This window comes from Mesorhizobium sp. M7D.F.Ca.US.005.01.1.1 (assembly GCF_003952545.1).
GTDB lineage: Bacteria > Pseudomonadota > Alphaproteobacteria > Rhizobiales > Rhizobiaceae > Mesorhizobium > Mesorhizobium loti.
The window spans coordinates 4,137,827-4,162,706 of the sequence record NZ_CP034453.1; the positions used below are offsets into that span (position 1 = coordinate 4,137,827).

Annotated in this window: 25 protein-coding genes; 10 read left to right on the top strand and 15 right to left on the bottom strand. The window is 62.4% G+C overall.

Translation table 11 applies throughout. The features are described 5' to 3' along the window. Window positions 1-38: 38 nt before the first annotated feature. Window positions 39-443: a hypothetical protein gene (locus EJ076_RS19740; RefSeq protein ID WP_126069002.1), complete on the bottom strand. Its 405-nt coding sequence runs from the start codon at window positions 441-443 to the stop codon at window positions 39-41. Window positions 444-755: 312 nt separating this feature from the next. On the opposite strand from EJ076_RS19740, the gene urtA reads away from it, so the two are divergent. From urtA to EJ076_RS19770, 6 genes are all read left to right on the top strand, one after another. Then, window positions 756-2,066 (top strand): urea ABC transporter substrate-binding protein, encoded by a 1,311-nt coding sequence (gene urtA / locus EJ076_RS19745; protein ID WP_126069003.1) that lies wholly within the window; start codon window positions 756-758, stop codon window positions 2,064-2,066. 111 nt (window positions 2,067-2,177) lie between these two features. Further along, the gene (gene urtB, locus EJ076_RS19750) at window positions 2,178-3,794 is read left to right on the top strand and encodes an urea ABC transporter permease subunit UrtB (protein ID WP_109669374.1); all 1,617 of its coding nucleotides are present in this window, start codon (window positions 2,178-2,180) and stop codon (window positions 3,792-3,794) included. Continuing rightward, complete coding sequence (gene urtC, locus EJ076_RS19755) at window positions 3,791-5,023, top strand: urea ABC transporter permease subunit UrtC (protein ID WP_126069004.1); 1,233 nt, start codon at window positions 3,791-3,793, stop codon at window positions 5,021-5,023. The genes urtB and urtC overlap by 4 nt, the downstream gene beginning before the upstream one ends. A 6-nt stretch (window positions 5,024-5,029) precedes the next feature. Then, complete coding sequence (gene urtD / locus EJ076_RS19760; protein ID WP_126069005.1) at window positions 5,030-5,776, top strand: urea ABC transporter ATP-binding protein UrtD; 747 nt, start codon at window positions 5,030-5,032, stop codon at window positions 5,774-5,776. Between the two features lie 69 nt (window positions 5,777-5,845). Then, window positions 5,846-6,541, top strand: a complete 696-nt coding sequence (urtE, locus tag EJ076_RS19765) for an urea ABC transporter ATP-binding subunit UrtE (RefSeq protein WP_126069006.1) — start codon at window positions 5,846-5,848, stop codon at window positions 6,539-6,541. A gap of 270 nt (window positions 6,542-6,811) precedes the next feature. Beyond that, complete coding sequence (locus EJ076_RS19770; RefSeq protein ID WP_084636783.1) at window positions 6,812-6,988, top strand: hypothetical protein; 177 nt, start codon at window positions 6,812-6,814, stop codon at window positions 6,986-6,988. Window positions 6,989-7,037: 49 nt separating this feature from the next. On the opposite strand, the gene EJ076_RS19775 is transcribed toward EJ076_RS19770, so the two are convergent. The 9 genes from EJ076_RS19775 to EJ076_RS19815 all read right to left on the bottom strand — a co-directional run bounded on the left by EJ076_RS19775 (window position 7,038) and on the right by EJ076_RS19815 (window position 15,590). Then, on the bottom strand, window positions 7,038-8,189 hold the full coding sequence (locus tag EJ076_RS19775; protein WP_126069007.1) for a GGDEF domain-containing protein: 1,152 nt from the start codon (window positions 8,187-8,189) through the stop codon (window positions 7,038-7,040). 105 nt (window positions 8,190-8,294) lie between these two features. Next, window positions 8,295-8,552 (bottom strand): hypothetical protein, encoded by a 258-nt coding sequence (locus EJ076_RS19780; protein ID WP_109669203.1) that lies wholly within the window; start codon window positions 8,550-8,552, stop codon window positions 8,295-8,297. 252 nt (window positions 8,553-8,804) lie between these two features. Continuing rightward, a complete protein-coding gene (locus EJ076_RS19785; RefSeq protein ID WP_109669201.1) occupies window positions 8,805-9,611 on the bottom strand; it encodes a DUF72 domain-containing protein in 807 nt (268 codons plus the stop codon). 27 nt (window positions 9,612-9,638) lie between these two features. Next, the gene (locus EJ076_RS19790; RefSeq protein ID WP_126069008.1) at window positions 9,639-10,109 is read right to left on the bottom strand and encodes a GNAT family N-acetyltransferase; all 471 of its coding nucleotides are present in this window, start codon (window positions 10,107-10,109) and stop codon (window positions 9,639-9,641) included. A gap of 34 nt (window positions 10,110-10,143) precedes the next feature. After that, on the bottom strand, window positions 10,144-13,065 hold the full coding sequence (gene uvrA / locus EJ076_RS19795) for an excinuclease ABC subunit UvrA (RefSeq protein WP_126069009.1): 2,922 nt from the start codon (window positions 13,063-13,065) through the stop codon (window positions 10,144-10,146). A gap of 691 nt (window positions 13,066-13,756) precedes the next feature. Then, window positions 13,757-14,056 carry a hypothetical protein gene (locus EJ076_RS19800; RefSeq protein ID WP_126069010.1) on the bottom strand — a complete coding sequence of 100 codons (300 nt, stop codon included), beginning with the start codon at window positions 14,054-14,056 and terminating at the stop codon, window positions 13,757-13,759. A 91-nt stretch (window positions 14,057-14,147) separates the two neighbouring features. Further along, entirely contained in the window at window positions 14,148-14,753 is a 606-nt protein-coding gene (locus EJ076_RS19805; RefSeq protein WP_126069011.1) for an ATP-dependent Clp protease proteolytic subunit, read from the bottom strand. A gap of 22 nt (window positions 14,754-14,775) precedes the next feature. Further along, window positions 14,776-15,279: an SRPBCC domain-containing protein gene (locus EJ076_RS19810; protein WP_126069012.1), complete on the bottom strand. Its 504-nt coding sequence runs from the start codon at window positions 15,277-15,279 to the stop codon at window positions 14,776-14,778. Then, the gene (locus EJ076_RS19815; RefSeq protein WP_056582312.1) at window positions 15,276-15,590 is read right to left on the bottom strand and encodes a metalloregulator ArsR/SmtB family transcription factor; all 315 of its coding nucleotides are present in this window, start codon (window positions 15,588-15,590) and stop codon (window positions 15,276-15,278) included. Before EJ076_RS19815 ends, EJ076_RS19810 begins: the two co-directional genes overlap by 4 nt. A gap of 226 nt (window positions 15,591-15,816) precedes the next feature. On the opposite strand from EJ076_RS19815, the gene EJ076_RS19820 reads away from it, so the two are divergent. Continuing rightward, entirely contained in the window at window positions 15,817-16,338 is a 522-nt protein-coding gene (locus tag EJ076_RS19820) for a single-stranded DNA-binding protein (protein WP_109669185.1), read from the top strand. A 135-nt stretch (window positions 16,339-16,473) separates the two neighbouring features. Beyond that, window positions 16,474-16,899 (top strand): OsmC family protein, encoded by a 426-nt coding sequence (locus EJ076_RS19825; RefSeq protein WP_126069013.1) that lies wholly within the window; start codon window positions 16,474-16,476, stop codon window positions 16,897-16,899. Between the two features lie 38 nt (window positions 16,900-16,937). On the opposite strand, the gene EJ076_RS19830 is transcribed toward EJ076_RS19825, so the two are convergent. The 3 genes from EJ076_RS19830 to EJ076_RS19840 form a co-directional block, all read right to left on the bottom strand. Further along, on the bottom strand, window positions 16,938-17,567 hold the full coding sequence (locus EJ076_RS19830) for a MarC family protein (RefSeq protein ID WP_023670949.1): 630 nt from the start codon (window positions 17,565-17,567) through the stop codon (window positions 16,938-16,940). A gap of 91 nt (window positions 17,568-17,658) precedes the next feature. Then, window positions 17,659-18,036 carry a VOC family protein gene (locus tag EJ076_RS19835; RefSeq protein ID WP_126069014.1) on the bottom strand — a complete coding sequence of 126 codons (378 nt, stop codon included), beginning with the start codon at window positions 18,034-18,036 and terminating at the stop codon, window positions 17,659-17,661. Between the two features lie 32 nt (window positions 18,037-18,068). Further along, complete coding sequence (locus EJ076_RS19840) at window positions 18,069-18,599, bottom strand: hypothetical protein (protein WP_126069015.1); 531 nt, start codon at window positions 18,597-18,599, stop codon at window positions 18,069-18,071. Window positions 18,600-18,684: 85 nt separating this feature from the next. On the opposite strand from EJ076_RS19840, the gene EJ076_RS19845 reads away from it, so the two are divergent. Next, window positions 18,685-19,515 carry an AraC family transcriptional regulator gene (locus EJ076_RS19845; protein ID WP_126069016.1) on the top strand — a complete coding sequence of 277 codons (831 nt, stop codon included), beginning with the start codon at window positions 18,685-18,687 and terminating at the stop codon, window positions 19,513-19,515. Between the two features lie 10 nt (window positions 19,516-19,525). Here EJ076_RS19845 and EJ076_RS19850 read toward each other — a convergent pair whose 3' ends face one another. Continuing rightward, window positions 19,526-20,146, bottom strand: a complete 621-nt coding sequence (locus EJ076_RS19850) for a ParB-like protein (RefSeq protein ID WP_126069017.1) — start codon at window positions 20,144-20,146, stop codon at window positions 19,526-19,528. Beyond that, window positions 20,143-21,843, bottom strand: a complete 1,701-nt coding sequence (locus tag EJ076_RS19855; RefSeq protein WP_126069018.1) for a SulP family inorganic anion transporter — start codon at window positions 21,841-21,843, stop codon at window positions 20,143-20,145. The genes EJ076_RS19850 and EJ076_RS19855 overlap by 4 nt, the downstream gene beginning before the upstream one ends. Window positions 21,844-22,052: 209 nt before the next feature. Here EJ076_RS19855 and gyrA point away from each other — a divergent pair, with 209 nt between their 5' ends. Continuing rightward, window positions 22,053-24,857, top strand: a complete 2,805-nt coding sequence (gene gyrA, locus EJ076_RS19860) for a DNA gyrase subunit A (protein WP_126069019.1) — start codon at window positions 22,053-22,055, stop codon at window positions 24,855-24,857. The last annotated feature ends 23 nt before the right edge of the window (window positions 24,858-24,880 follow it).

Below are 24,880 nucleotides of genomic sequence, written 5' to 3' on the forward strand. Positions count from 1 at the left end.
CGCGGAACCCACAAGGTTCCGCGCCTTTTCTTGCAGCCTCATTGCCTGGTGCAGGTCGAGGCGGTGAAGGCGCCGTCGGGTTGCTTCATGATGATGTCGAAGGAGGGCGTGCTCTGGCCGTCCAGCGTTGCCTGGGTCAGCGACAGCGAGTTGCCGCCGGCGGTATAGCCGCCCAGCGGTCCCAACCAGGAGATCACGCCGTTTGCATCCATTTGATAGTCGTACCCCTGCTGCGCGGTGCCGAGGCCGGTATAAATTGGGCCGCTGTAGACGTTCCCCTTGATGGTGATGTCGCCGAGGCTGAGGAACATGCCGAGCAGGTAGACCTCGCAGTGATAGATACCGTCGGGCATCTTGCCATCGCTGAAATCGGCTCGTGCGGTCCCGGTTGCTGCCGCCAGAAGCAGTATGCCGATAAAGATGCGTGAAATGCCTGAAGCCATGACGTCGCTCGTTTGAGGAGCGAGCTTGCCCCATTTTTGCACCGCGCCGCAATATCGGTCGTCGGTGACGCGCCTGCGAAGATCAAAATCTAGGCATCTAGCAGAGGTGGGCGAAAATTAGGCATCGGTCGCGTGCGTTGCGCAAATTTCTCTCAATCAATTTTTAACCGGTTCTCTTTGTTTTTGTAAGCCTAATATTTCAAGACACTGATAATGCTGGATTTATTGGTCTCCATTGGCGTCGCCAAGCGATTGGCATGGGGGTTGCATTGTAGTGTTGCGGTGCAATCAACCAGCTTGGGAGTCTGTAATATGAGGGGTAATTTCTCGACCATAACAAAAATGTTTTCGGCGAGCGTGGTTGCCGCCGGCCTGTTGATGTCCGCTCCCGCCAAGGCTGCCGACGACACGATCAAGGTCGGCATTCTCCATTCGCTGTCGGGGACCATGGCGATTTCGGAGACGACGCTGAAGGACGCCATGCTGATGCTCATTGACGAGCAGAACGCCAAGGGCGGCCTGCTCGGCAAGAAGCTCGAGGCGGTGGTCGTCGATCCGGCTTCCAACTGGCCGCTGTTTGCCGAAAAGGCGCGCGAGCTGATCTCCAAGGACAAGGTCGCGGCGGTGTTCGGCTGCTGGACCTCGGTGTCGCGCAAGTCGGTTCTCCCGGTGTTCTCCGAACTCGACAACATCCTGTTTTATCCGGTCCAGTATGAGGGCGAGGAGAGCGAGCGCAACGTGTTCTACACGGGTGCGGCGCCGAACCAGCAGGCCATCCCGGCCGTCGACTATCTCATGAGCGAGGATGGCGGTTCGGTGAAGCGCTGGGTGCTGGAAGGCACCGACTACGTCTATCCGCGCACCACCAACAAGATCCTCGAAGCCTATCTGAAGGCAAAGGGCGTGGCGGCGGAAGACATCATGGTCAATTACACGCCGTTCGGCTTCTCCGACTGGCAGACCGAGGTTTCGGCGATCAAGAAGTTCGGTTCGGCCGGCAAGAAGACCGCCGTCGTCTCGACCGTCAACGGCGACGCCAACGTGCCGTTCTACAAGGAACTCGGCAACCAGGGCATCAAGGCCGAGGACATCCCGGTCATGGCATTCTCGGTCGGCGAGGAAGAGCTTGCCGGTCTCGACACCGCGCCGCTGGTTGGCCATCTCGCCGCCTGGAATTACTTTGAGAGCGTCGACACGCCCGAAAACAAGAAGTTCATCGCCGACTGGCACAAGTTCATCAAGAACGACAAGCGCACCACCAACGACCCGATGGAAGCCCACTATATCGGCTTCAACATGTGGGTGAAGGCGGTCGAGAAGGCCGGCACCACCGATCCGGACAAGGTCATCGACGCCATGATCGGTGTCTCGGTGCCGAACCTGACCGGCGGCTATTCGACGATGATGCCGAACCACCACATCACCAAGCCAGTGCTGATCGGTGAAATCCAGGCCGACGGCCAGTTCGAAACCGTGTCGCGCACACCAGGCTTGGTGATGGGAGACGAATGGTCCGACTATCTGCCTGACTCCAAAGACCTGATCTCCGATTGGCGCGCGCCTCTGTCCTGCGGCAACTTCAATGTCGCCACCGGCAAGTGCGGCGGCAAGGGCACAAACTGATCCTCCCCGGGCTGGACCTTCAGGTCCATGCCCGTGACCGCGCGCGTCCGGACGGCTTCCTCCGCCGTCCGGACGCTCAATTCAACCTTCTTCAAAGGTCACCTGGAGCCGATGAACCTGTTTCGCGCCATTGGTCTGACGCTGTTGTTCCTGCTGGCGACGCTGTCGTCATCGGGCGCAAGCGAAGCCGATCTGCGCGGCATCATCGCCAAATTCGCGACGGCCAAGGGTTTTTCGGAGATCGGAGCCGTCGTCCACGAACTGGCGGCCACCGGCGATCCGGCTGTGGAACGGCCGCTTGCGGCACTCGCCGACGGCAACCTTTATGTCCGCAAGGCCGATTCCCTGGTGTTTGCCGGCAAGGAAGCGGGCGAAAGCGTCCAGCTTTCCAACCCGTTGAGCGGCGAGGCATCGGGCGAGGCCGCCAAGGACGACATCACCAAGATCAAGGTCAACAACACGCTGCGCCGCGTCATCCGCGATGCGTTGGGCACGCTGACGCTTGGCGCCAAGGACCCGGCCGTGCGTATTGCCGCCGCCGATACCATGTTCAAGACCCCTGATGCGGCAAACATCGGGCCGCTCGACACGGCAATCGCCAGCGAGAGCGTGGCCAGCGTCAAGGCTCTGCTCGAACAGGCTCGTGCCGCCTCCGTGCTGGTCTCCGATCAGCCTGAAGCCGACAAGCTTGCTGCCATCGCGCTGATCGGGGCGCGGGGCGACCGCGATGCGGTTTCGCTGCTGACTTCGGTCGAGGCGAATTCCACGGACGCAGTCAAGGAAGCTGCCACGGCCGCGATCGCCAACATCAATTCGACGCTGGCCTTCTGGGATGCCGGTCAGAACATCTGGTACGGCATTTCGCTGGGCTCGGTGCTGCTGCTGGCGGCGATCGGCCTTGCCATCACCTTCGGCGTCATGGGCGTCATCAACATGGCGCATGGCGAGATGGTTATGCTCGGCGCCTACACGACCTTCGTCGTCCAGCAAGTGATCCGTACGTCCTTTCCGGACCTATTCGACTGGTCGCTGGTCATCGCGCTGCCGCTCGCTTTCCTCGTCTCGGCCCTGGTTGGCCTGATCATCGAGCGCGGCGTCATCCGTTTCCTCTACGGGCGGCCGCTGGAAACACTGCTTGCGACTTGGGGCGTATCGCTCATCCTGCAGCAAGCGGTGCGTTCGATCTTCGGGCCGACCAACCAGGAGGTCGGCAACCCCTCCTGGATGTCGGGCTCGTTCAATGTCGGGCAGCTTGCGATCACCTGGAACCGGCTATGGATCCTGGTTTTCGCGCTCACCGTGTTCGCGGTGCTGCTCTACGTGATGAAGCGTACGCCCTGGGGCTTGCAAATGCGCGCCGTCACCGCCAACCGGCGCATGGCCGCCTCCATGGGCATCAGGACGCCATGGGTCGACGCGCTGACCTTCGCGCTCGGCTCCGGCATTGCCGGCATTGCCGGTGTCGCGCTCAGCCAGATCGACAATGTCTCGCCCAATCTCGGCCGCGGCTACATCATCGACAGCTTCATGGTCGTCGTCTTCGGTGGTGTCGGCAATCTGTGGGGTACGCTGGTCGGCGCCTTCTCGCTCGGCATCGTCAACAAGTTCCTCGAGCCCTATGCCGGCGCGGTGCTCGGCAAGATCGTCGTGCTGGTGCTGATCATCCTGTTCATCCAGAAGCGCCCGCGCGGCCTGTTCGCGCTCAAGGGCAGGGCGGTGGAAGCATGATCACGGGACGCTTCTTCGCCGCGGGTGCGGACCGCCGCATCGCCATTACGATCTTCATCCTGCTGGCGGCGGCCATCGTCGTGCCGCTGCTCAACCTGGCTGTTTCGCCGGCCAACGCCTTCTATGTGCCATCCTATATCGTCGCGCTGACCGGCAAATATCTCTGCTATGCGCTGCTCGCCTTGGCGCTCGATCTTGTCTGGGGCTATTGCGGCATTCTCTCGCTCGGCCACGGCGCCTTCTTCGCGCTCGGCGGTTATGCGATGGGCATGTATCTGATGCGCCAGATCGGCTCGCGCGGCGTCTATGGCAACCCCATCCTGCCCGACTTCATGGTGTTCCTGAACTACAAGGAATTGCCGTGGTTCTGGTATGGCTTCGACCATTTCTGGTTTGCCGGCCTTATGGTCCTCGCGGTGCCTGGCCTGCTGGCTTTCGTCTTCGGCTGGTTCGCCTTCCGCAGCCGTGTCACTGGCGTCTATCTCTCGATCATCACCCAGGCGATGACCTATGCGCTGCTGCTCGCCTTTTTCCGCAACGACATGGGTTTCGGCGGCAACAACGGCCTGACCGATTTCAAGGACATTTTGGGCTTCAACGTGCAGGCCGACGCGACGCGTTCGGCGCTGTTTGCCGCCAGTGCGGTCACGCTCGCACTCGCCGTCTTCGTCACCTGGGCTATCGTTGGCTCCAAATACGGCAAGCTCTTGATGGCGGTACGCGACGCCGAGAGCCGCACGCGCTTCCTTGGCTGGCGGGCGGAGAACGTAAAACTGTTCGCCTTCACCGTCTCGGCCGTCATGGCCGGCATCGCCGGCGCGCTCTACGTGCCGCAGGTCGGCATCATCAACCCCGGCGAATTCGAGCCGGCCAATTCGATTGAAGTCGTGGTATGGGCGGCCGTCGGCGGGCGCGGCACCATCGTCGGGCCGATCATCGGTGCGTTGCTGGTCAATGCCGGCAAGTCCTGGTTCACCGGCGTGCTGCCGGAATTCTGGCTGTTTGCCTTGGGTGGGCTGTTCGTCGCCGTCACGCTTTTGCTGCCCAAGGGCATCATCGGCATGTGGGACAGCTGGCGCGGCAACGCCAGAGCGTTGCGAGCAGCTTCGATTGCCGAGGAAGCCGGCGCCGACCCTGACGTCCAGCCGCCGGCGAAAATCGTGCGCAGCGCGGCGAGAAAGCCCGGCGACTGGTCCGCATCCAGCCCCGAACCGCAGCCGGCGGAGTGAGCGACCATGTCAAAGTCGAACACCATCCTCTATCTCGACGGCGTCTCGGTTTCCTTCGATGGTTTTCGCGCCATCAACAATCTGTCGCTGGTGCTCGACAAGGGCGAGATGCGCGCCATCATCGGCCCCAACGGAGCCGGCAAGACGACGATGATGGACATCGTCACCGGCAAGACGCGGCCCGATGAGGGCGAGGTGTTCTTCGACGGCCAGGTCGATCTGACCAAGCATGACGAGGCCGAGATCGCCATGATGGGCATCGGCCGCAAGTTCCAGAAGCCGACTGTGTTCGAAAGCCACACGATCGAGGAAAACCTGATGCTGGCGCTGAAGGGGCCGCGCTCGATCTTCCCGGCGCTGTTTCATCGCCGCTCGGCCGCCGAGGCGCGACAGATCGACGACATCCTCGGCATCATCCGGCTTGGCGACAAGCGAAACGAATTGGCGGCCAATCTCAGCCATGGGCAAAAGCAGTGGCTCGAGATCGGCATGCTGCTGGCGCAGGATCCGAAGCTGCTTCTGGTCGACGAGCCGGTCGCCGGCATGACCGATGCCGAGACCGAGGAAACCGCGCGCCTGCTCAAGGATATCGCGCGCGACCATTCGGTCATCGTCGTCGAACACGACATGCATTTCGTGCGCGAACTCGGCGTCAAGGTCACCTGCCTGCATGAGGGCTCGGTGCTTAGCGAAGGCACACTCGATTTCGTCTCGGCCGACGAGCGTGTCGTCGAAGTCTATCTGGGGAGATGAGCATGGTCTGGCGGGTTCAATTCCATCGCTTCGATCTGTCGTTTCTCAGGTTCTGGAAAAGGCGCTGACATGCTCGAAGTTTCCGATGCCACGCTGCACTACGGCGCCGCACAGGCGCTGCGCGGTGTGTCGCTGAAGGCCGGCGCCGGCAAGATCACCTGCGTGCTCGGCCGCAACGGCGTCGGCAAGACCAGTTTGATGAGATCGATCGTCGGCCACCACCGGCTGACGAGCGGAAGCGTTGCCTTCGAGGGGAAGGCGCTCGACCGGAGCGCGGCGTATGACCGCGCCCGGTCGGGCATCGCATTCGTGCCGCAGGGCAGGGAGATCTTTCCGCTGCTCACCGTGCGAGAGAACCTGGAATCGGGCTTTGCGCCGCTGAAACGGGCGGACCGCAACATCCCGGCGCATGTGTTCGAGCTGTTTCCAGTCTTGAAGCAGATGCTCGGCCGCCGTGGCGGCGATCTTTCCGGCGGGCAGCAGCAGCAGCTCGCCATCGGCAGGGCATTGGTGATGCGGCCGAAGCTGTTGGTGCTCGACGAGCCGACCGAAGGCATCCAGCCGTCGATCATCAAGGATATCGGCCGCGCCATCCGCTATCTGCGCGACCAGGCCGGCATCGCGGTGCTTTTGGTCGAACAATATCTCGATTTCTGCCGAGAGCTCGCCGACGAGGTCAACATCATGGACCGGGGTCTGATCGTCCATACCGGCCCGGCGGAAGATTTGGACCGTGCTGATGTCAGGAAGTTCCTGACCGTCTAGAATCGTCGTTGGACTTCAGTTGGCGGTCCGAAATCATTCGCAAGTCTAATATTTCTCCGATCCAGCCATCTGCGTCACTAGCGCAACATGGGCTGCGTGCTAGTCTTTCCCATGGCTTTTGTGAGTCGGCCGCTTCCGTATCAGTCTGGTTATCGCAGATCGAGGGCGCGGTTAGCACCGGGCAAGTTTCACGCAAGCAAAGCTTCCTAGCTTCCCTCCTGCGATCTCTGTCGTTCAAACGCGTTTGGGCACACAGGCTAAGGGACAGCCATGGAACGTTACGTCGAGGACTACCAGAAGCGGCGGCTTACCGAACGCGTCGACATCATCGCTGCCATCAATATCTTGAGGTCACAGGGCTGCGATTACGACGACCTGATCGAGGAGATCACCAAGGTCTTCTATGTCGACCTGGATGCCTTCAATGAAATCGTCATGGCGGCATAGGGGCCGCCTTCGCTCATCCCAATCGTAGCTACGGCATCGATGCGTGCGGTCAGCTTGCGCGCCGGAATGGAGAGGCGGTGACGCGGTTGCGGCCGCCGCGCTTGGCGGCATAGAGCGCCTTGTCGGCGGCGCTGAGCACCTTGTCGAAGCTGAGACCCTCCTTGGTGCCGAAGGCAAATCCGGCACTGACCGTGCATGTCAGCGAGCCTGTTTCGGTTTCGATGCGACGCGCGGCGAAAGCTGCCCGTATGGCCTCGGCGGTGGCTTCCACCGTCTCGGGCAAGGTCCGCTTCAGCACCAGCGCGAATTCCTCGCCGCCCATGCGCGCGGCGACGTCGGCCGGGCGAAGATTGCCGGCGAGGTCCCTGGCGAACATCCTCAGCACCTCATCGCCGGCGGCATGGCCGAATTCGTCGTTGATGGCCTTGAAGCTGTCGAGGTCGAAGACGACCACCGCCGTGAAGGCGCCGACCGGAGCATCACCGTGCAGGTCGAACAGGGCGCGGCGGTTGAGCAGGCCTGTCAGCGGGTCGGTCAGGGCATTGTGGCGATGATGCCTGGCCAGACGCCCCTGATTGAGCGCCAACGACAAGGCTCCAATCCCGGTCATGCTGGCGATGACGATGATGAGGCTCAGCTCCTCGGCCCAGTTGCTGGGCGCATGTCCGAGGATCAGCTTTCCATCCCAGGCAAGAACCATGGCGCACAGAGCGAAGGACGTGGCCGTGGCCGAATAGAGCGCGGTGATGCCGATCGTGAGGGCAGGGGCTTCGTCGCGGCCTTTCCAGTATTCGAGCGCCGTTGCGAACAGAAGCAATGCGGCAAAGGCGTTTTCGAACATGAAGCCCAGCCCGTCATAGCCAAGAGCCATGGGAGGCAACGTCACAACCAGCGAAATGGCGCTGGCAATCGCCATTCGCGGCATTGGCGAGCCGCCGGTCCTGAACTGGTAGGCGGCGCCCAGCATTGTCGAAAAACCGAGCAGAAGGAAAGCCAGGGTGGCGATGCCCAGCAGGCGCCCAGGCATGTCGATATAGGCGTCATAGATAAAAATATCGCCGACCACGAACACCAGGCTGATCGCCCATGTCAGCAGGAACCTCTCCGAGCGAGCGGTCAGCCACATGCCGAACAATGTCAGGCTCAGGCAGGCGGCGGAAAAACCGACAGCCAGCAGAAGTGAAGTGTAGTCGAGCGACATGCCCCTCGTTTCCTTGCCCCAAATCTGTGACTTGGCCTGCCTGGATTCATGCAGCAAGGAGGTATCGATAAGGTTACGACGGCGGCGAATCCTTGGCTTATTGGGTTAGAGGATCACCCCCGACAATAGCAGAATGACGCCGACAGCCATCATCAGCAGCCCCGGCCAATTCTGTGATAGGCCGAGGAAGCCTAATCCGCGCCGTCGTGGCTCAAGCGTCGGGCCGGACGTTGCGAGATTGGGCATCGGGCGGTCTGAAGCTACGGGCGTCGGATCACTGAGCCGCCCGCGTCTGAGAACGGCGACCGCCATGTACACAACGCCGGCGATGGTGAGCAACGCCCCGATGAGGATGATCGCCATCTTTCCTCGCTTTCTTCCGGTTCTCCTGATGCCAGCGTTCCGCCGGTTGGGCGCGCCTGGCCATCTCTGGGAAAAACCGGTCTTCGGCGAGCAGCGAGCCTATCGCGTCCACGCGAGGCACCCGCCCGGTCGCCGCTAGTGAGGCAAAAACGGTCAACCTGCCCTGCAGGTTCCGACAGGAGTTGCCGGACCGGACCCGAGAGTGTGGAATTCGACGCTTAAACGGAAGGATAGCGCCGCAGGCTAGCTGCTCTAATCCGCCACGCGCTTCATCAGCGCCATGGCACCGAACGGCGCGCGCACCTTGCCCTCGGTGATGAAGTAGACGAATACGTCGCGTGGCTTGACCGGCGCTTCGGTCGAAGGATCGGCGCGTCGGAGATCGGCAGGCACCTTGCCTTCCGCCCAGGTCTTGGCGCGCGCCGCCCATTCATCGAGGCCCTTCGGCGTGTAGCAGTCGGGATTGTCGTCGCTGCCAGTCTGCAGCCGGGCATAGATGAAATCGCCGGTGACGTCGGCGATATCAGGATATTTGGCATGGTCGGCATAGACGATCGCGACCTCGTACTTGCGCACGAGCGCGGCGAATTCCGGCACGATAAAACTGTCGTTGCGCACTTCGACCGCGTGGCGCAGCGCAACGCCGTCCTGCTTTTCCGGCAGCAGTTTCAGGAAAGCTTCGAAATCGTCCGGATCGAACTTTTTCGTCGGTGCGAACTGCCACAGGATCGGCCCGAGCTTTTCGCCGAGCGCGGCAACGCCCGAGCCGAGGAAACGCATCATCGACTCGCCGGCCTCGCCGAGCACGCGCCGGTTGGTGACGAAGCGGTTGCCCTTCAGCGCATAGACGAAACCGTCCGGCGCCTCGCTGGCCCATTTGACGAAGGTCGGCTCCTTGAAGCTGGAATAATAGGTGCCGTTGACCTCGATGCTCGGCACCTGCCGAGTGGCGTAGTTCAGCTGCTTGGCCTTGGAAAGCTTGTCGGGATAGAAGGACGTATCCCAGGGCTCGAAGGTCCAGCCGCCCATGCCGGCGCGGATTGTTCCCGATGTGCTCATTGTCATCCTCCCAAATGCTGAAAAAGATCAGGCCGCGGTGATCTCATCGACGGTTTTGGCCATGTCGACGAGCACCCATCCTGGCCGGTAGGGATTGGGCCGGCGACCCGTTTCGTGGAAACCGTAGGCCAGATAGAGTGCGATGTTCCGCTCCATCCTGGCGTTGGTGTAAAGCCGCACCTCGGGCAGGCCCCACAGGCGCGTCTGTTCGTCAGCGTGTTTCAGCAGCGCAATGCCGAAGCCTTTGCCTTGAAAGTCAGGGGAGACGGCGACGGAGAAGATCATCGCGTGGTCGTCATGCCGCTCCAGCGTGAGCACTCCGGCAAGCTCGCCGCCGTTCTCGAGCAGCCAGACTTCGCCACCCTCGATGCGTGGCGCATAGTCCTCGGTGACCGGGATCGGCGGCGCGCCGAACAGGCCGGTGTACGGCGCATAGGCCGCTTGCGTCAGCGAGACGACGGTTTGGAGATCACCGGCAAGCGCTCTTCTGATTGTCATTCAAAAGCTCTCCAGGCGCCAACCGGTCCGATCGTCACTCCGCCGCTTCGCGCTTGCCTCCGGGGCGACGCTCCAGCAGTTCCTTGAGGAACTGGCCGGTGTAGCTGCGCTTTTCGCGGACAATGGCTTCCGGCGTGCCGGAGGCGACCAGTTCGCCGCCGCCGTCGCCGCCTTCGGGGCCGAGATCGAGCACCCAGTCGGCGGTCTTGATCACCTCGAGATTGTGCTCGATGACCACCACCGTGTTGCCCTGCTCGACCAGTTCGTGCAGCACTTCCAACAGCTTGGCGACGTCGTGGAAATGCAGGCCGGTGGTCGGCTCGTCGAGGATGTAGAGCGTCTTGCCGGTCGCCTTGCGCGACAGTTCCTTGGCGAGCTTGATGCGCTGCGCCTCACCGCCGGACAGCGTCGTCGCCTGCTGGCCGATATGGATATAGCCGAGGCCGACCTGCTTCAACGTGTCGAGCTTGTCGCGCACGCCGGGCACGGCGGCAAAGAAATCGACGCCTTCCTCGACCGTCATGTCGAGCACGTCGGCGATCGATTTGCCCTTGAACAGGACATCGAGCGTCTCTCTGTTGTAGCGCTTGCCGTGGCACACGTCGCAAGTGACGTAGACGTCGGGGAGGAAATGCATCTCGATCTTGATGACGCCGTCGCCCTGGCAGGCCTCGCAGCGGCCGCCCTTGACGTTGAAGGAGAACCGGCCCGGCTGATAGCCGCGCGCCTTGGCTTCGGGCAGACCGGCGAACCAGTCGCGGATCGGCGTGAAGGCACCGGTATAGGTGGCAGGGTTGCTGCGCGGGGTCCTGCCAATGGGCGACTGGTCGATGTCGATGACCTTGTCCAGGAATTCGAGGCCTTCGATGCGGTCGTGGTCGGCAGGATGCTCACGCGAGCCCATGATGCGGCGCGACGCCGCCTTGAACAGCGTCTCGATCAGGAAGGTCGATTTGCCGCCGCCCGACACGCCGGTCACGGCGGTGAAGGTGCCGAGCGGGATTTCGGCGGTGACGTTCTTCAGATTGTTGCCGCGCGCGCCGACGATCTTGAGGCGCCGGTTCTTCTTCGCCTCGCGCCGCACGCCAGGCGTCGCCACTTCGAGCGCGCCCGACAGATATTTGCCGGTGATCGAATTGGGATTGGCCATGACCTGCTGCGGCGTGCCCTGGGCGATGATCTCGCCGCCATGGATACCGGCGGCCGGACCCATGTCGACGACATAGTCGGCATGCAGGATGGCGTCTTCATCATGTTCGACGACGATCACGGTGTTGCCGATATCGCGCAGGTGCTTGAGCGTATCCAGCAGGCGGGCATTGTCGCGCTGGTGCAGGCCGATCGACGGTTCGTCCAGCACATAGAGCACGCCGGTGAGGCCGGAGCCGATCTGCGACGCCAGCCGGATGCGCTGGCTCTCGCCGCCCGACAGCGTGCCGGAATTGCGCGACAGCGTCAGATAGTCGAGCCCGACATCGTTGAGGAAGCGCAGCCGCTCGCGGATCTCCTTCAAGACCCGCACCGCAATCTCGTTCTGCTTGTCGTTGAGTGACGCCGGCAGGTCGGTGAACCACTGGTCGGCCTTGCGGATGGAAAGCTCGGTGACTTCGCCGATGTGCTTGCCGGCGATTTTCACCGCCAGCGACTCGGGCTTCAGCCGATAACCCTTGCAGACCGGGCAAGGCGTGGCCGACATGAAGCGCTCGATCTCCTCGCGCATCCATGCGGATTCAGTCTCTTTCCAGCGTCGCTCGAGATTGGGGATGACGCCTTCGAAAGTCTTTGTCGTCTTATAGGAGCGCAGGCCGTCATCATACTGGAAGGTGATTTCGCGCTCGCCGGTGCCGCGCAGAATGGCTTCCTGGGCTTCCGTGGTTAGATCCTTGAACTTGTCGCCGAGCTTGAAGCCATAAGCCTTGCCGAGCGCTTCCAGCGTCTGCGCGTAATAGGGCGAGGTCGACTTGGCCCACGGGCTGACGGCGCCGTCGCGCAGCGAGATGTTTTCGTCCGGCACGATCAGATTGCCGTCGATGGCGCGCTGGCTGCCGAGGCCGTCGCAGGTCGGGCAGGCGCCGAACGGGTTGTTGAACGAGAACAGGCGCGGTTCGATTTCCGGAATGGTGAAGCCGGAAACCGGGCAAGCGAACTTTTCCGAGAACAGGATGCGCTCATGCGTCTCGTTCTTCGACTTGTTGACCGAATCCTCGCCGGTCTGGCTGGAATCCAGCGGCTTGTCGGCGAATTCGGCGACCGCCAGCCCTTCGGCCAATTTCAGCGCTGTTTCGATGGAATCGGCAAGCCGCGTTGCCAGATCGCCACGCACGACGATGCGGTCGACGACGACGTCGAGATCATGCTTGTACTTCTTGTCCAGCGTCGGCACGTCGGCGATCTCATAGAAAACGCCGTCGACCTTGACGCGCTGAAAACCCTTCTTCTGCAGCTCCAGCAATTCCTTGCGGTATTCGCCTTTGCGGCCGCGCACCATCGGCGCCAGGATGAACAGGCGCGTGCCTTCCTCGACCGCCAGCACACGGTCGACCATCTGCGAAACCGTCTGGCTCTCGATCGGCAGGCCGGTGGCCGGCGAATAGGGGATGCCGACGCGCGCAAACAGCAGGCGCATATAGTCGTAGATCTCGGTGACGGTGCCGACGGTCGAACGCGGGTTCTTCGAGGTGGTCTTCTGCTCGATGGAGATGGCGGGCGACAGGCCGTCGATCTGGTCGACGTCAGGCTTCTGCATCATTTCGAGGAATTGCCGTGCGTAGGCCGACAGGCTTTCGACGTAGCGGCGCTGGCCCTCGGCGTAGATGGTGTCGAAGGCAAGCGACGATTTGCCGGAACCCGACAGGCCGGTCATGACAATCAGGCTGTCACGCGGCAGGTCGAGATCGACATTCTTCAGATTGTGTTCGCGCGCCCCGCGAATGGAAAGATATTTATGGTCGGCCATAGCCGGTCGCCGCCTCAGAATCTGGAATTTCCTGGAATGGCGGGTTTTCCCGGCCATCCCCTATGTAGGTAGTTTTGCCGCCACGTCGAGAGACGCCACAATTCCCGACAAATGCGTTTAACCGTCTTTCGCGTGCACGGGCAAGCGGAAAGAACAAAGGCCGAACACGCTCCTGACAAAGCTGTGCAGAAACTGACTTGCACGTAACCTCCCTGCGATCACATTTTTCGGTAACCGGCTATTGAAGGTTGACGTCCCCGACTCAGGGGCGCAGACTGCAGCAGTCAACGAAGCCGGCCGTCTTTCGATGGCCTCGCCGCCCAGAGGCGGCCTGCGAGACGCCGCAGGCACTTGCGATTTGTGCTTCGGGACGACAACGTCGCAACGGACACAGGAGCGGAGCTATGACGCCACCGGATCGTCCCCCAGGGTTCCAGTTGTCACTGGAGCCGCGGCAGGCATAAGTGCCAGGGTTTAGCGTTTTCGCCACCCAGCAAACCGTGACCTGCCATCTCTCGTAAAAATCAGAGACTGCTAGTCGGATCGTCGGTTGAATGCCGCGGTGCATCCGAAATCAAACGCCGGCAGTACACTCCCGGCAAAATTGGATTTGAGATCCAAAAAGGCCCCGTCCGTTTGCGCAAAGCACGGCGGGGCCGTTTTCATGTGCGGGTTGGCGCCTTACGCACCATCAGCGGCGCGGCGGCCCGATCGAGCCGGCGCCGACGTCGACGGTGATGCTGCCGGAAATCCTGACATCGGCATCGCCGATCTTGAACGTGCCGTTCCCGTTGCTGGGGAATGCGTCGTCGGGTTCGGGCTCTGGGGCCGGCTTGGCGATGCGATAGTCGCCGGTGACGCCGGGCAGAGCGCCTTTCTGCGCCGGCGAACTGTCCTCGGCAAAAGCCGCGCCGCTCACGAGGCCGGCAAAAGCGAGCACCATGACGGCGATGACGCAGTGCAATGGTCTGGGCGGATGCGTGTCGATCATCCCAGGATTATAGTGACGTGCCGGCGAAGGGACCAGACCGGCATCGTCAAATCTTCGACAACCGGCAGGAGCCAGGATAGGGCCCTGGGCTTCAGGCCGCCTTTTTTCGTGTGTCGAAAACATGGTCGACGATGCCCCATGCCTGGGCCTCTCGGGCCGTCATGAAGTGGTCGCGGTCCAGCGTGCGCTCGACCTCTTCATAGCTGCGGCCGCAATGCTGCGCGTAAAGTTCGGCCATGTGCCGTTTGGTCTGGCCGATGCGCTCGGCATGGCGCTGGATGTCGGAGGCCTGGCCCTGGAACCCGCCCAGGGGCTGATGCAGCAGGATGGTGGCGTTCGGCAGGGAAATCCGGCGCCCCGGCGTGCCAGCCATCAGCAGGAACGACCCCATCGAGGCGGCAAAGCCCATACACACGGTCGACACCGGGCAGCTGATATATTGCATCGTGTCGTAGATGGCGAAGCCGCTGGTAACCACGCCACCCGGCGAGTTGATGTAGAGCGAGATCTCCTTGTCGGGATTGTCCGATTCCAGCGACAGCAGCTGTGCGCAGACCAGCGCCGAGATGTCGTCGTTGATCTCGCCGTTGATGAAGACGATGCGTTCGCGCAGCAGCCGTGAAAAGATGTCGAAGGCACGTTCGCCGCGGCTCGATTGCTCGATCACCATTGGCACGAGATTGGCAACACCGCTCATTGTCTCTCTCCATTGTCCTTGTTCAGGCCGCGCGCAGCATCAGCAAAGGCGTGTTCGCGGCGACCGGTTTTCCGCGCCCTCGCGACCCGAGCGACAGCCGGCAGCTGGCGCCCGCCATGGCAACGGCAGGCATCGCCTTGCGGGCAAAACCGTCATGGACGATGCGCAGATGGGTGCCGCCGGAAACCGTTCGGGCGAGTGTGAAGGTGACAATGCTGTCCAATGGGCTGTCGAGCGGGTGCCGCCGCGCGGCGTCGCCTGGCTGCTCCCGCCAGGAATAGCGCAGCAGTTTCTCGGGCTCGGCGTCGAGGATTTCGCATTCGATCGGCGCGTCCGGCCCGGCGAAGGCAAAACGACTGCCGGTCTCGGGTCTCATGTCGTTCGGCATCATCCAGGCGGCGAGCAATTCCGGCACGGTCAGGGCCCGCCATACCTTTTCCGGCGGCTCGGCAAGGTCGTACTCGAACTCGAGCGCATCCGGGGCGTCGCTTTGGCTCTCGTCGATCATTGATCCCGTCTTCTTCATTGATCCATGTCCTTCAAAACCGCCTTCAGCCTTTCGATGCGTTCCGGCCAGAAGGTCCGGTAGCGTTCGATCCAGGAGAGCAAGGGGGCGAGCCCCTGCGGGTCGGCGCGGTAAAACGCGTTGCGGCCCGCACGCCGCTCGACCACCAGGCCGGCGCCACGCAGTACCGCCAGATGCTGCGACACGGCGGGCTGCGACACCGTCATGCCGGTGCGCAATTCCGACACGCTCATCTCGCCGGCGGCGAGCCGCTCAAAAACGGCGCGGCGCGTCGGATCGGCCAGGGCGCGGAAAATCTCTGCTTCGATCATGACCAAAGCATAAGTCTACACTTATTGATTTGGCAAGCGCTCTTTTCAAACCCATATGAGGGCTTCGGACATTGCTGCCATTCCTTGACAATCAGCAGGGATGCAGATAAGAACGAAAAGGGAACAAAAACCTTGTGGGTAAAGGCAGCCGTGGCAGGCGGCTGACGTCGGCAGCCTGTAAGGTGCTGCGACAAAAATTTGTTTCAGATGAGCGCGGAGAAATATCATGGCGGGTAGCGTCAACAAGGTCATTCTGGTCGGCAACCTCGGTGCGGACCCTGAAATCCGCCGGCTGAACTCGGGCGAGCCGGTCGTCAACATTCGCATTGCCACCTCGGAAAGCTGGCGCGACAAGAATTCCGGCGAGCGCAAGGAAAAGACCGAGTGGCACAACGTCGTCATCTTCAATGAGGGCATCGCCAAGGTGGCCGAGCAGTATCTGAAGAAGGGCATGAAGGTCTATGTCGAGGGCCAGCTGCAGACGCGCAAATGGCAGGACCAGACCGGCGCCGACAAGTACACGACCGAAGTCGTGCTGCAGAAATTCCGCGGCGAGCTGCAGATGCTCGACGCGCGCGGACAGGGCGAAGGCGGCCAGGTCGGCGGCTATGCCGGTGGCGGCAGCACCCGTGGTTCCGATTTCGGCCAGTCCAGCCCGAGCGAAGGCTTCAATCGCGGTGGTGGCGGTGCCAAGAGCGGCGGCGGTGGCGGTTCGTCGCGCGAACTGGACGACGAGATTCCGTTCTGATCGCAACAGCAGATGTTATTTTTGGCTTAAGTCAAACATTGCGCCCCGAGAGTCCCTCATGGACTTTCGGGGTTTTGCATTGTCGAATTGAACGCTGATTTGGCGATCAACGAAATATGGCGAAGGACGAGTTCGATGAAAGCACGCGTAAAATGGGTTGAGGAGCGCACCTTCGTCGGCGAATCCGGCAGCGGCCACAAGGTCGTGCTGGGAACCGCGCCCGGACCGGAAGGCAGGACACCGGGACCGAGCCCGATGGAGCTGGTGCTGATCGGCACCGGCGGCTGTTCGGCCTATGATGTCGTGCATATCCTCGAAAAGGGGCGCGAGGTGGTCGAGGACTGCGTGGTCGAACTCGACGCCGACCGGGCCGAAACCGAGCCCAGGGTGTTCACCCGCATCCATATGCATTTCGTCGTCAAGGGCAGGGCGCTCTCGCCCGACAAGGTCAAACGGGCAATTGACCTCTCGATCGAAAAATATTGCTCGGCCTCCGCAATGTTGGCCAAGACCGCCACGATTACCCACGATTTCGAAGTGATCGACACGACGGCGAAGTAGGCAGTAGGCAGTAGGCAGTAGGCAGTAGGCACCGCCGTTCAGCCCGCCATCAGCGCCTTGATGCCGTCGGCGACGAACTGCACGGCCAGTGCCGCCAGGATGACGCCGAGCAGCCGGGTCAGGATCGAGCGGCCGGTCTGGCCGAGGATGCGGTCGATGCGTTCCGACAGCACGAACACCAGGTAGGTGATGGCGAGGCAGACGAAGATGATGCCGACCAGCGCCGCCTGCGCGGCAAAGCCCTGGAATGAGCCGGAGAGCAGCACAGTCGCCGAAATGGCGCCGGGGCCGGCGATCAGCGGGATCGCCAGCGGGAAAGCGGCGATGTTGTGGATCATGTCCTTGGTGATGGCGACGTCGCCGATCTTCTCCTTGCGGTCCTGCCGGCGCTCGAACACCATTTCGAAAGCGATGAAGAACAGGAGAAAACCGCCGGCGACGCGAAAGGCCGGCAGCGTGATGCCGAACACCGACAGGATCGAGGCGCCGGCGACCGCAAACAGCGCCATCACCAGGAAGCCGATGATCGAGGCGCGGACGGAAACCTGCTGGCGCTCCTCGCGGTTCATGCCGCGCGTCACGGCGAGGAACAGCGGCGCCAGGCCGGGCGGATCGATGGTCACGAGGATGGTGACGAAGGCGTTGAACAGGCTGTCGAAACTCGGCATCTCTGACCCCTCCCGCCGGGCCGTGCCCGTACCATCATATTGGTAGAGCAAAGCCCGGTCGGTGGGAACTGTCAGAGCGACGAAACCAGGTTTAGCCGGCAGTGCCGCAATAGGCCTCTAGGCGATAGCCGTCTGGGTCGACGACAAAGGCGGCATAGTAGTTGTCGCCATAGTCGGCGCGCAGACCCGGCGCGCCATTGTCACTGCCGCCTTCGCGTAGCGCGTCGGCATGAAAAGTGTCGACGCTGGCCCGCGTTGGTGCGGCGAAGCAGAAATGCAGACCGGATTTGTCGTCGGATGGCACAGGCCGAGCCGCCTCGTTCACCCATAGCACGACGTTTTGAGCGCCATAACCAAGCGAACCCGGTGACTGGCTAAGACAGCTGTAGCCGAGCGGCTTCAGCGCGGCGTCGTAGAAGCGCTTGGAGGCGGCAGAATCGCGGACGCCGATCGAGATATGATCGAACATGGTTTTCTCCATTGTTACAAGGTCTTATGGTGTCATGTTCCCGTTGTTCGGCGCGCCAGGAACTCGACTTCCAGCCGCCATGTCGCGCCATTGTCGTGCGAGCGCTCGCCCAGCCATCGGAAGGAGTTTTCGGTGATGCGTGAAAAGCTCCAGCGCACCGATGAGCCGGTGCCGTCGGTGCCCACTTGCACGATCGTGTCACCCTCGGCGCGGCCGAGCTGGCGGCTGAAATACTGGTTGCGCGGGTCGCTCCAGAAGATGTGCCAGGCATCCGCGCCAGGATCATAGACGCGCAGCGTCGTGCCGTAGAAAGTCCATTTGCCAAGCGAAGGCTGGGAGCCAGCGTCCCGCGCGGGCAGGATCCAGACGTCCTGGATCGCCCGGCCTTCCAGCACCCAGCCGAAATGCACCTCGCCACGCCCGGTCAGCACGGTGCCGTCCTCGAGATGGCGCGAGGCGTCGAACGTCCAGGCGCCGACGAAGCGGCCGTAAAGGCTCAGCTTTTCAGCAAGCCCTTCCGCTGGTCCGGGGCTGTGCAAGGCTTCGGCAAAGGGGTCAAACATAGTTGCAGTCTCTTCTTGTCAGGAGACCGAGAGGAGTAGGCGGTGACGGGGTTCAGGGCTTGGGAAAAATTGCTATATTCCGGCCATGACAGCGACCACGCACACGCTCGCATCCGGACCCGGCTGGCACGTGACGGATGTGATCTGCACGGCCGGCGCCGGCGACCGGCCGTTCGAGGAAGCGCATCAGGATTTCTGCGTCGCCGCGGTCACCAGCGGCACGTTCCGCTACCGCGCGCAACAAGGCACGACGATGCTGGCGCCCGGCGCGCTCCTGCTCGGCAATCCCGGCACATGTTACGAATGCGGGCACGAGCATGGTAGCGGCGACCGTTGCCTCTCGTTCCATTTCAGGCCGGCCTACATGGAACGGATCGCGGCTGGCGTGCCGGGCGCCAGGAAGCTGGCCTTCGAGGCGCCACGCCTGCCGCCTTTGCCGGTCCTGGCGCCACTGCTGGCTGAGGCGGAAACCGCGCGCGAGATGGCCGACATGGACGCCTTCGAGGAACTCGGACTGCGCATTGCCGGGGCCGCTGTGGCCACAGTCTCCGGCACTACGGATGCCAGAAGCGCGCCAAGCCGCCGCGATCAGAAGCGGGTGGCCGAGGCAGTGCGGCGGATCGAACTCGATGCCGATGGGCCGGTCTCGCTTTCAGCGCTTGCCGATGAAACGGCGACCAGTCCCTATCATTTCCTGCGCATCTTCCGGCAGGTCGCGGGCATGACGCCCTATCAGTTCCTGCTCAAGACGCGATTGCACAGGGCCGCGCTGCGGCTGGGCATGTCTGACGATGCGGTCTCGGCGATTGCTTTCGAGGCCGGCTTCAACGATCTGTCTACCTTCAATCGTCGTTTTCGGCGGATCATGGGCGAGACGCCGGGCCAGTATCGCACCCGCCGCGCGGCGGCCCGCTAAAGCTTGCCGCTTAGTCCGATGTCGGCCCGCACCAGCCGGGCAGATAGTCCGAGTCCTTGCTCTTGGAGAGGCTAAGGGCCTCCTTCATCGCCTTGTCGAAATTCTTCGCCACAGCATCCCGGTCGATGCGCCGGCGAAAAAAGTCCGCCCACAGGAATTCGCTGAACGGCGTGGTATCCTTGGCAAAGCCGCCTTGCCGACGCAGTTCGCCGGCCAGGCTCCTGTAGGGATCGTCGATGAGTTCGGCCATGGTTTTGGGAATGGCGTCATAGTCCCGGCGCTTGCCGCTTTCGTCGAACGGGTGCATCCAGCCGCGATTGTCGAGCACGACGAAAAAGGCCTCCTTATCGAGGCCCGACAGGTCGCTGATCACCGTGACCAAGACATCGCGGATGCCTTCCTCGAGAAGGGCGCGGGCGAGATGGTGGTGATCGGTGACGTAGTTGCGCTTCTTCGGCCCCAGCACGACCGGAACCATGTGGCTGCCCAGAAACGTGCCGGTCTTTCTGGCGCTCTGTGAGCGGATCATCTGGCGCTTCAAGGCGACTTCCCGCATGCCGACGGTGATCTGCGTCGGCCGCAAATCCCTGACAGCGACGGGGGTCAGCAAGGGTTCCCGCTGGGTCGTCATTTGGTTTCGTCCTGTTGTTGTGTCTTTTGGTCTGGACCAAGTGCCTTGATGGCGGCATCGACGCTGTGAAAGATACGCTCGGGACCGATCAGCTCGGCGATGCCAAATCGTGCCAGCGCCGCCTGGGCACGCAGCGATTCCAATCGCGCAATGGCGAAAACCGCTCCCGTTTTGCGGCAATGGGTGATGGTGTCGATCAGGGCTTGCGCGGCTGTATAGTCGATTTCGACGATGTTGCTGGCCTCCAGCACGACCAGCCTCACGCTCTCGGTCCTGGCGTCGATGAGATCGCAAAGACCGCGCTTGAAGCGGTCGGCATTGACGAAAGACAGCGGCGCCTGGAACGCCGCGACCAGCACGCCGGGGAGTTGTTCGCCGACAGCAGGCTGGCCGGGCGGCCACCACACCGAAGTGCCCGGCACCTGTTCCAGTTCGATCGGAAGCGTGCGGGTCGCGCTCCAGATGCCGTGCAGCAGCGACAGGCCGATGCCGATCGCCACGCCGGTCTCGATCGGCAGCACGACGATCGCTGCCATGGTGATGAGGATCAGTGCGAATTCGACCGGCGCCTGCCGGTAGACATTGGCGAACACCTTCCAGCGCAGAATGTGCTGCGCCACGAACAGCAGAACACCGGCAAGGGCGGCCTGTGGAACATCGGCAAGCAGGCCGCCGCCGAAAGCACCGAACGCCAGCACGATGGCCGCGGCAATGAGGCCGGACAATTGCGAGCGGCCGCCCGACTGGGCGACGATTGCGGTGCGCGGCGGGCTGGCATTGACGGCAAAGGCGCCGAACAGGCCCGATACGATGCTGCCGGCGCCAACGCCGACGAAATCGCGATTGATGTCGGGAGCCTCGCCCTGTTGCGGCGCGAAGGAACGGGAGGTGGCCGCCGTCTGCACCATGACGACGATGGCGATCAGCAATGCCAGTGGAAACAGCGCCTGCACATCGTCGAGACTGGCACGCGGCAGGCCGGCTTGTAGCAGCCCATTGGGCCAGGCGCCGAGCACTTCGACGCCGCGGTCCTTAAGGCCGAAGACGGCAACCGCGATGGTGGCGAGCACCATGGCGATCAACGCGCCGGGGACGCGGGCGCTGATCCGGTCGGCACAGAAGACGATCGCGAACACGCCGAGACCGAGCCCGAGGCTCCAGGGATTGGTGAGATGGAGATTGCCGGCGATCTCACCGATGCGCCGCAACGTCTCGCCGCTTTCGGCGGGCAGGCCGAGCAATCCGGGCAATTGCGAAACGATGATATGGACGGCGATGCCGGCCAGAAAACCCGTTGTGACCGGCACCGACAAGAGGTCGGCGATCCAGCCAAGGCGAAAGACACCGCTGAGCGTCACGATCAGCCCGACCATCAGCGCCAGCATGGCTGCCAGCGCCAGATAATGCGGCGACCCGGATGCGGCGAGCATCGCGAGGCCACCGGCAAACAAGGGCGTGATGGTCGAATCCGCGCCGGACGAGAGATGCCGGTTGGCCCCGAACAGGGCAAATGCCACCGAACCGGCGACAAAGGCGAAGAAGCCGATCTCCGGGGCAAAGCCGCCCAGCCGGGCCGTTGCCATCTGTTCGGGAATGGCAATCGCCGCCAGTGTCACGCCCGCGATCAGATCGCTGTTGAGATCCCGCGGTCGCCAACCGCTCAGTGCTCGCAAAGGCAGCCACGGAGTCCAATTCATCGCGCACGTGGCTTTCGCAGGGGAAAACAGTCCATTGCAGGCTTTTGCCTCAGTGCAACGAAAACCGCCTTGGCCATATCGTCGCAATCAGTGGTATCCATTTGAAATTACCACCAAAAATGACACTGGAAAAGTGCCTGGCATGTTGGAGTTTCAGCCTTGCTTCCTATATAAGCACCAAGTGATTCCTGATTAGATTGTGATCCGATTTGACCGACCAGAAGACACCGCGCGGCGCCGACGGCGGCCCCACCGGCATCGAGCCGATATCCATCGTCGAGGAGATGCAGCGTTCCTATCTCGATTACGCCATGAGCGTGATCGTCAGCCGTGCGCTGCCCGATGTGCGCGACGGCCTGAAGCCGGTGCACCGCCGCATTCTCTTCGCCGCCCATGAGAGCGGCTACCACTGGAACCGCAAATATGTGAAGTCGGCGCGTCCGGTCGCCGACGTGATGGGTAAATACCATCCGCATGGCGATGCTTCCATCTATGACGCCTTGGTGCGCATGGCGCAGGACTGGTCGCTGCGCGTGCCGCTGATCGACGGGCAAGGCAATTTCGGCTCCATCGACGGCGATCCGCCGGCGGCGATGCGCTACACGGAAGCGCGGCTGACCAAGGTCGCGCACGAGCTTTTGGAGGATATCGACAAGGACACCGTCGATTTCCAGGATACGTATGATGCGTCGGGCAGCGAACCCAAGGTTCTGCCGGCACGATTCCCCAACCTTCTGGTCAACGGTTCGGGCGGCATCGCGGTTGGCATGGCGACCAACATCCCGCCGCACAATCTCGGCGAAATCTGCAACGGCGCCATCGCCATCATCGACAATCCGGCGATCGATCTGCCGGCGTTGATGGAGATCATTCCGGGACCGGATTTCCCGACCGGTGGCATCGTGCTTGGCCGTTCCGGCATCTACAGCGCCTATTCGACCGGCCGCGGCTCCATCGTCATGCGCGGCAAGGTCAACATCGAGCAGCGCGGCAACGACCGCGAGTCGATCATCATCACCGAGGTTCCCTACCAGGTGAACAAGTCGTCGATGATCGAGAAGATGGCCGAACTGGTGCGCGACAAGCGCATCGAGGGCATTTCCGACATTCGCGACGAGAGCGACCGGCAGGGCTACCGGGTTGTCATTGAATTGAAGCGCGACGCCGTTGCCGACGTCATCCTCAACCAGCTCTATCGTTTCACGCCGCTGCAGACCTCTTTCGGTGCCAATATGGTGGCGCTGAACGGCGGCAAGCCGGAAGTGATGAACCTGACCGATATGCTGAAGGCGTTCGTCACCTTCCGCGAAGAGGTGATTACCCGGCGGACGAAATTCCTGCTGCGCAAGGCGCGCGACCGCGCCCATGTGCTGGTCGGTCTCGCTATCGCCGTCGCCAACATCGACGAGGTCATCAAACTGATCCGCACCGCGCCGGATCCGCAGACCGCGCGTGAGCAGTTGATGGAGCGGCGCTGGCCGTCCGGCGACGTCGAATCGCTGATCCTTCTGATCGACGATCCGCGCCATCGCATCAACGAGGACGGCACTTACAATCTGTCCGAGGAGCAGGCGCGCGCCATCCTCGAGCTGCGCCTGCAGCGCCTGACCGCGCTCGGCCGCGACGAAATCGCCGACGAGTTGAACACGATCGGTGCCGAAATCATTGATTATCTGGACATTTTGTCTTCCCGCGCGCGCGTCCAGCAGATCGTCAAGGACGAGCTTGCCGCCGTACGCGACGAGTTCGGCACGCCACGCCGCACCGAGCTCACCGATGGTGGGGCGGACATGGAAGACGAGGACCTGATCCAGCGCGAGGACATGGTCGTGACGGTGAGCCATTCCGGCTACATCAAGCGCGTGCCGTTGTCGCTCTACCGGGCACAGCGCCGTGGCGGCAAGGGCCGCTCCGGCATGTCGACCAAGGAAGAGGATTTCGTCACCCGGCTGTTCGTCGCCAACACGCATACGCCGGTGCTGTTCTTCTCATCGCGCGGCATCGTCTACAAGGAAAAGGTCTGGCGGCTGCCGATCGGTAATCCGCAGTCGCGCGGCAAGGCGCTGATCAACATGCTGCCGCTGGAGCAGGGCGAGCGTATCACCACCATCATGCCTCTGCCCGAGGACGAGACCAGTTGGGGCGAGCTCGACGTGATGTTCGCCACCACGCGCGGTACCGTGCGCCGCAACAAGCTTTCCGACTTCGTCCAGGTCAACCGCAATGGCAAGATCGCCATGAAGCTGGAGGAGGAGGGCGACGAGATCCTCGGCGTCGAGACCTGCACCGACAATGACGACGTGCTTCTGACGGCCAGTTCCGGTCAGTGCATCCGCTTTTCGGTCGGCGACGTGCGCGTCTTCCAGAGCCGCAATTCTGTCGGCGTGCGCGGCATAACCATGGCTGAGACCGACCGCATCATCTCGATGTCGGTGATCGAGAATGTCGATGCGCCGCCGGCCGAGCGCGCGGCCTATCTGAAGCGAGCGGCGGCCGAACGGCGGCTTGCCGCCGGCATCGCTGCCGGTGAAGAGGAAGAGATCGCGCTGACCAATGAAGAGGTCGGCGAGGAGACCGAGCTTTCCGACGAACGCTACGAGTTCCTCAAGGCGCACGAGAAGTACGTGCTGACGGTGACCGAATTCGGCTACGGCAAGCGCTCTTCGTCCTATGACTTCCGGCTGACCGGACGCGGAGGCAAGGGCATCCGTGCCACCGACGTGTCGAAGGTGGCCGAGATCGGCCGGCTGGTGGCGACGTTCCCGGTCGGCAATGACGACCAGATCATGCTGGTATCGGATGGCGGCACCGTCATTCGCGTGCCGGTCAACGGCATCCGTTTCGCCAGCCGCGCCACCAAGGGCGTGACCATCTTCAACACGGCTGAAGGTGAAAAGGTGGTTTCGGTCGAGCGGATCTCGGAACCGCAATCGGACGAAGAAAGCGAAGAGACCGTCGAGGGCGGTGCTGATGCCGCTCCGGCGCCTGACGCCGGTCCGGAGGGGGCGGACTAAGTCCGGCACCCAGGTTATGACAT

Coding starts and splice junctions, on each gene's coding strand:
- EJ076_RS19740 (WP_126069002.1), bottom strand. CDS start 443: ATGGCTTCAGGCATTTCACGCATCTTTATCGGCATACTGCTTCTGGCG.
- urtA (WP_126069003.1), top strand. CDS start 756: ATGAGGGGTAATTTCTCGACCATAACAAAAATGTTTTCGGCGAGCGTG.
- urtB (WP_109669374.1), top strand. CDS start 2,178: ATGAACCTGTTTCGCGCCATTGGTCTGACGCTGTTGTTCCTGCTGGCG.
- urtC (WP_126069004.1), top strand. CDS start 3,791: ATGATCACGGGACGCTTCTTCGCCGCGGGTGCGGACCGCCGCATCGCC.
- urtD (WP_126069005.1), top strand. CDS start 5,030: ATGTCAAAGTCGAACACCATCCTCTATCTCGACGGCGTCTCGGTTTCC.
- urtE (WP_126069006.1), top strand. CDS start 5,846: ATGCTCGAAGTTTCCGATGCCACGCTGCACTACGGCGCCGCACAGGCG.
- EJ076_RS19770 (WP_084636783.1), top strand. CDS start 6,812: ATGGAACGTTACGTCGAGGACTACCAGAAGCGGCGGCTTACCGAACGC.
- EJ076_RS19775 (WP_126069007.1), bottom strand. CDS start 8,189: ATGTCGCTCGACTACACTTCACTTCTGCTGGCTGTCGGTTTTTCCGCC.
- EJ076_RS19780 (WP_109669203.1), bottom strand. CDS start 8,552: ATGGCGATCATCCTCATCGGGGCGTTGCTCACCATCGCCGGCGTTGTG.
- EJ076_RS19785 (WP_109669201.1), bottom strand. CDS start 9,611: ATGAGCACATCGGGAACAATCCGCGCCGGCATGGGCGGCTGGACCTTC.
- EJ076_RS19790 (WP_126069008.1), bottom strand. CDS start 10,109: ATGACAATCAGAAGAGCGCTTGCCGGTGATCTCCAAACCGTCGTCTCG.
- uvrA (WP_126069009.1), bottom strand. CDS start 13,065: ATGGCCGACCATAAATATCTTTCCATTCGCGGGGCGCGCGAACACAAT.
- EJ076_RS19800 (WP_126069010.1), bottom strand. CDS start 14,056: ATGATCGACACGCATCCGCCCAGACCATTGCACTGCGTCATCGCCGTC.
- EJ076_RS19805 (WP_126069011.1), bottom strand. CDS start 14,753: ATGAGCGGTGTTGCCAATCTCGTGCCAATGGTGATCGAGCAATCGAGC.
- EJ076_RS19810 (WP_126069012.1), bottom strand. CDS start 15,279: ATGAAGAAGACGGGATCAATGATCGACGAGAGCCAAAGCGACGCCCCG.
- EJ076_RS19815 (WP_056582312.1), bottom strand. CDS start 15,590: ATGATCGAAGCAGAGATTTTCCGCGCCCTGGCCGATCCGACGCGCCGC.
- EJ076_RS19820 (WP_109669185.1), top strand. CDS start 15,817: ATGGCGGGTAGCGTCAACAAGGTCATTCTGGTCGGCAACCTCGGTGCG.
- EJ076_RS19825 (WP_126069013.1), top strand. CDS start 16,474: ATGAAAGCACGCGTAAAATGGGTTGAGGAGCGCACCTTCGTCGGCGAA.
- EJ076_RS19830 (WP_023670949.1), bottom strand. CDS start 17,567: ATGCCGAGTTTCGACAGCCTGTTCAACGCCTTCGTCACCATCCTCGTG.
- EJ076_RS19835 (WP_126069014.1), bottom strand. CDS start 18,036: ATGTTCGATCATATCTCGATCGGCGTCCGCGATTCTGCCGCCTCCAAG.
- EJ076_RS19840 (WP_126069015.1), bottom strand. CDS start 18,599: ATGTTTGACCCCTTTGCCGAAGCCTTGCACAGCCCCGGACCAGCGGAA.
- EJ076_RS19845 (WP_126069016.1), top strand. CDS start 18,685: ATGACAGCGACCACGCACACGCTCGCATCCGGACCCGGCTGGCACGTG.
- EJ076_RS19850 (WP_126069017.1), bottom strand. CDS start 20,146: ATGACGACCCAGCGGGAACCCTTGCTGACCCCCGTCGCTGTCAGGGAT.
- EJ076_RS19855 (WP_126069018.1), bottom strand. CDS start 21,843: ATGAATTGGACTCCGTGGCTGCCTTTGCGAGCACTGAGCGGTTGGCGA.